The sequence below is a fragment of the Pseudomonas baetica genome (assembly GCF_051216495.1).
GTDB classification, from domain to species: Bacteria; Pseudomonadota; Gammaproteobacteria; order Pseudomonadales; family Pseudomonadaceae; genus Aquipseudomonas; species Aquipseudomonas baetica_B.
In genome coordinates this window covers 1-4,543 of sequence record NZ_JBPKAM010000208.1, presented here as the reverse complement: position 1 = coordinate 4,543, position 4,543 = coordinate 1, and the positions used below count along the sequence as shown (strand labels likewise).

Below are 4,543 nucleotides of genomic sequence, written 5' to 3'. Positions count from 1 at the left end.
CCATTTTCCTTGGGGAGATCGCCCTTCCTAACAAAGCCCTCACCCCCCCCCCCCCCCCCTCTCCCCTCCCCCCCCCCCCCCCCCCCCCCCTCGCTCCCACAATGGACCGAACAAGTCAGTAAGATCCCGATCCGCCTCATACCCCCAAGCCCATGCCAGCCACTTCCAAACTCTCCCGCCTGCTCTTCGGCCTGCTGGCCTACGTCAGCCTCGGCATCGGCCTGATTGCCATTGTCATCCCCGGCCTGCCGACCACCGAATTCATCCTGCTCGCTGCCTGGGCCGCCACCCGCAGTTCGCCACGCTTGAGTGCCTGGCTGGAAAACCATCGGCTGTTCGGCCCCATTCTCAAAAACTGGCGCAACGGCAAAATCATCGCGCGCCGGGCCAAGGTCAGCGCCACCGTCAGCATGCTGCTGTGTGCGACCTTGATGCTGGTGATGCTTGATCATGGCTGGCCGATTTACCTGGCGATTTCCGGCATGACGCTGGGCAATCTATGGATCTGGTCTCGACCGGAATCACTGCCAAAACCCACCTGAAACTTCCCACAACTTTCCCTGTTTTTCTGCTAATTTTCGGCACATTTTTCCGCGCAAACGGTCAACCACTACCGTTCGTCGGATTCAGGTTAATGCCTATTCACCTCCACGCCGATGAGAATGATTGGCGCTGAAAGGATTTGGCGTAACGAGTCGGCCCGACTCGCCAACACTCATCCCATTCGCGAGTTCGCCCTATGTTCGACTCACTGTCCATCCGCCTGAAAACCGTTCTGCTCTCCGGCCTGTGTCTGCTTGGCGTCGTTACGCTGATCGTTGGCATGAACATCTACCAGACCAATCAGAACGATGAACTGGTCAACGACTCCAGCAGCAGAATGCTCACCTCCAGCGTGCAGAACCTGCTCCAGGCCAAGGCTGCCGAACAAGCGGTGCGGGTGCAAAAGACCTTCGGTGAAACCCTGACAGTGGTGACCGCCCTGGCGGATCAGATCAAGGACATGCGCATCATGGTCGCCAAGCGTTCGCTCGAACCCGGCGCCCTGCGTGAAGAGTTGAACCAGAGCCTGAAAACCGCCTTCGAGCGCAACGGCAAAGTGCTGGGCATCTGGCTGGCCTTCGAACCCAACGGCCTGGATGGCAAGGACAGCGAGTTCGTCGGTGACGCGGCCCGCCAGTCCAACGAGATTGGTCGCTTCGCCACTTACTGGAGCCGTGCCGGGGGTGAAGCGCTGAACACGATCATGGTCGAAGAGGACATGACCAAGACAACCCTGAACCTAAGCGGCACCCCCTACAACGTCTGGTACACCTGCCCCAGGGACAGCAAGCGCACCTGCCTGCTCGACCCTTATGCCGATACGGTCGGCGGCAAGGAAGTGCTGATGACCACCATTTCCGTGCCGCTGCTGGTGGATGGCAAATCCATCGGCGTGGTCGGTATCGACATCGCCCTGGACGCCCTGCAAGCGGCAGCGGTCGATGCCCAGCGTGAACTGTTCAACAATGCCGGGCACATGTTGATCGTCTCCGGTACTGGTGTGATGGCCGCCTACAGTGTCGACGCGACAAAGGTCGGCAAAAGCATCGGTGACACGCTCGGCGCTGTCGGCAAGGACATCCTGCAACTGCTGGGTGTCGGTACTCCGAAGATTCTCGAACAAGGTGACCTGATCCGTGCGGTCTACCCTGTCAGCCCGATCGCCGACGCCAAACCTTGGGCCGTGGTGATCGACCTGCCCAAGCAAGTGCTGCTGGCCGATGCGGTGAAATTGCAGTCGGTACTCGACGATGCCCAACAGAGCGGTACGATCCAGGCCGTGGGCGTCGCGATCATTGCCGGCCTGATCGGCCTGCTGCTGATCTGGCTCACCGCGTCGGGTGTCACCCGCCCCATCAACAGCGTGGCCGAGATGCTCAAGGCCATTGCCAGCGGCGACGGCGACCTGACCCAACGCCTGCACTACGGCAAAAAGGATGAACTGGGCGAACTGGTCAGCTGGTTCAACCGCTTCCTCGACAAGCTGCAACCGACCATCGCGCAGATCAAGCAAAGCATCTCCGACGCCCGTGGCACCGCCGACCAGTCTTCGGAAATCGCCCGCCAAACCAGCGAAGGCATGCAGGTGCAGTTCCGCGAAATCGACCAGGTCGCCACTGCCTCCAATGAAATGAGCGCCACCGCCCACGACGTCGCCAACAGTGCGTCGAACGCGGCCAGTGCCGCCAAAGGCGCCGACCAGTCGGCCCGCGACGGCATGCAGATCATCGAGCGCAGCACCCGCGACATCAATCAACTGGCGGACGAAGTCAGCAAGGCCGTGACTGAAGTCGAAGCGCTGGCGGTGAACAGCGAGCAAATCGGTTCGGTACTGGAGGTGATTCGCAGCATCGCCGAACAAACCAACCTGCTGGCACTGAACGCGGCCATTGAAGCCGCCCGCGCCGGTGAAAGCGGTCGCGGCTTTGCGGTGGTGGCCGATGAAGTGCGCAACCTGGCCAAGCGCACCCAGGACTCGGTGGAGGAAATCCGCCTGGTGATCGAACGCATTCAGTCCGGCACCCGTGGCGTGGTCGCCACCATGCATTCGAGCCAGACCCAGGCCCACAGCAACGCCGGCCAGATCCAGCAAGCAGTTCAGGCGTTGAGCAAGATCAGCGACGCGGTCACCGTGATCAGCGACATGAACCTGCAAATCGCCAGCGCCGCCGAACAGCAAAGCGCCGTGGCCGAAGAGGTCAACCGCAACGTCTCGGCGATCCGCACCGTCACCGAAACCCTGACCGGACAGGCCACCGAATCGGCGCAGATCAGCAGCCAGCTCAACAACCTGACCACCCACCAGATGAAATTGATGGACCAGTTCCGCGTGTAATCAACCCGCTGCAAATCCCTTTGTGGGAGCGAGCCTGCTCGCGAAGACGGTGTGTCAGGCAATACACATGTCGACTGACACGCCGCTTTCGCGAGCAGGCTCGCTCCCACAAGGTTTTCATCAAGCCTGACAGGATTTTGATCTATGCTCGCCCTCTCGCTCCGGAGGGCCTTCGATGACTGATTTACTCACGTCCATTCAAGCCGCACTCGGCTTACCGCACGCATCCGTTCCGTTCTCCGCCACGGGCGCCCTGCCCTCGGCATTTGCCGTCACGGACCTGGCCTGCGCCAGCATCGCGGCCGCCGGCCAGGCCACCGCCGAACTGCTGCACCAGCAAACCGGGCGCTTGCCTGGCCTCGAAGTCGACCGGCGCCTGGCGTCCTTCTGGTTCTCCAGCTCGCTGCGCCCAATCGGTTGGAGCGTACCGCCGCTGTGGGACCCCATCGCCGGTGACTACGCCGCCAAGGATGGCTGGATTCGCCTGCACACCAATGCGCCCCATCACCGCGCCGCCGCCGAATCGGTACTTGGCGCCTGTGCCGATCGCGCTGCGATGGCAAGCAAAGTGAAGCAATGGGCCACCCGCGATCTGGAGCAGGCGGTGGTCGATGCCGGAGGTTGCGCCGCCGAGATGCGCACCTGGGAACAGTGGCAGGCCCATCCGCAAGGTCGGGCCGTGAACGCCGAGCCGCTGATTCATTTCACTCCTCACAACAGCCAGAGCGGCGAATCATGGCAAGGCTCGGTGGCGCAACCGCTGGCCGGCATCAAGGTGCTGGACTTGACCCGGGTACTGGCCGGTCCGGTCGCCAGTCGTTTTCTCGCCGGTCTTGGGGCGGATGTCTTGCGAATCGACCCACCGACCTGGAGCGAACCGGGCGTAATACCGGAGATGACATTGGGCAAGCGCTGCGCGCGCCTGGACCTGCGGGAAAAGACCGATCGATCCGTGTTCGAAAGCCTGCTCAAGGGCGCCGACATCGTGCTCCACGGCTACCGCGCCGATGCCCTCGAACGCTTGGGATACGGAGTCAATGAACGACAAAAGTTGGCCCCAGGCCTGATCGACGTGAGCCTCAATGCCTATGGCTGGAGCGGCCCCTGGCAAAACCGTCGCGGCTTCGACAGCCTGGTGCAAATGAGCAGCGGCATTGCGGACGCCGGCATGCACTGGCAGCAGGCTGGCAAACCGACGCCCCTGCCCGTGCAAGCCCTCGATCACGCCACCGGATATCTGATGGCGGCCAGTGCGATCAGGTTGCTGGCAGAACGTTTGAACAGCGGACGCGGTGGATCGGCGCGGCTGTCGTTGGCGCGTACGGCAAAGTTGTTGATCGAAAATGGACGCGGCACCGACGAATCGTTAAGAGCAGAAGATGAAGCGGATCAGGGATTGCTGGTCGAACAAACCCCTTGGGGACCGGCGCATCGGCTGCATGTGCCCTTGAAGATCACCGGCACGCCGTTGCAGTGGACTATCGCCGCCTCTGAATTGGGCTCCCACCGCGCGCAGTGGTGGTGACCTTTAGATAGCTTTCGCGAGCAGGCTCGCTCCCACAGGAAGCACACAATTCCCTGTGGGAGCGAGCCTTCTCGCGAATGTGCCGGAACAGTCGAAAAAAAACCCGGATCAGTCCGAACCGATCCACGGCGTCCAAAGCC

At 61.9% G+C, this 4,543-nt stretch carries 3 protein-coding genes and 1 pseudogene; all 4 read left to right on the top strand.

Annotated features, from left to right (window positions below):
- Positions 1–152 precede the first annotated feature (152 nt).
- The 4 genes and pseudogenes from ACSFE6_RS31120 (at position 153) to ACSFE6_RS31105 (ending at position 4,403) form a co-directional block, all read left to right on the top strand.
- Positions 153–542 carry a YbaN family protein gene (locus ACSFE6_RS31120; protein ID WP_435431201.1) on the top strand — a complete coding sequence of 130 codons (390 nt, stop codon included), beginning with the start codon at positions 153–155 and terminating at the stop codon, positions 540–542.
- A gap of 197 nt (positions 543–739) precedes the next feature.
- Positions 740–2,020, top strand: a pseudogene (locus ACSFE6_RS31115) (PDC sensor domain-containing protein); the annotation flags it as partial.
- 102 nt (positions 2,021–2,122) lie between these two features.
- Positions 2,123–2,878: a methyl-accepting chemotaxis protein gene (locus ACSFE6_RS31110; RefSeq protein WP_371807299.1), complete on the top strand. Its 756-nt coding sequence runs from the start codon at positions 2,123–2,125 to the stop codon at positions 2,876–2,878.
- Positions 2,879–3,053: 175 nt separating this feature from the next.
- Entirely contained in the window at positions 3,054–4,403 is a 1,350-nt protein-coding gene (locus ACSFE6_RS31105) for a CoA transferase (RefSeq protein ID WP_435431200.1), read from the top strand.
- Positions 4,404–4,543: the final 140 nt, after the last annotated feature.